The organism is Streptococcus suis (assembly GCF_002964045.1).
GTDB classification, from domain to species: domain Bacteria; phylum Bacillota; class Bacilli; order Lactobacillales; family Streptococcaceae; genus Streptococcus; species Streptococcus suis_U.
In genome coordinates this window covers 1-385 of the sequence record NZ_POPB01000501.1, presented here as the reverse complement: position 1 = coordinate 385, position 385 = coordinate 1, and the positions used below count along the sequence as shown (strand labels likewise).

General features: G+C 26.8%; 1 protein-coding gene and 1 pseudogene. Both read left to right on the top strand.

Annotated features, from left to right (window positions below; all coding sequences use genetic code 11):
• Window positions 1-198, top strand: a 198-nt coding sequence (locus tag C1E99_RS15290; RefSeq protein ID WP_105207690.1) for an ABC-three component system middle component 7, incomplete at its 5' end; no start/stop codon positions are given.
• Window positions 188-385: pseudogene (locus C1E99_RS12270) on the top strand (DUF2326 domain-containing protein); the annotation flags it as partial. The gene C1E99_RS15290 and the pseudogene C1E99_RS12270, both read left to right, overlap by 11 nt.

Here is a 385-nt window from a genome sequence, read left to right as displayed (position 1 = left end):
TTAAAAGAGAGTGTTCTAGGTAAATCTTTGAATATTTTGAAAGTTTTGCACCAGAATGATTCCATGGACATAATTGAACTTTTTAATAAGGTGCATAGATATTTTGATGGTTTAGATGAATTTATAGAAGCTATAGTATTGTTGTTTTTATTAAAGAAAGTTGAGTTGAAAGGAAATACTCTGACCTATGTTAATTGAAATAGTATGTGATAAATTTAAAAAAGAGAACGTAACATTTAAATCGGGTTTGAATGTTATTGAAGGAACTGATGATGGAGATAATTCAATAGGAAAATCAACAATGTTATTGATTATTGATTTCGTATTTGGTGGAGAAACTTATTCACAGAAATCTGAGATATTTAAGAATATAGATAATCATGAT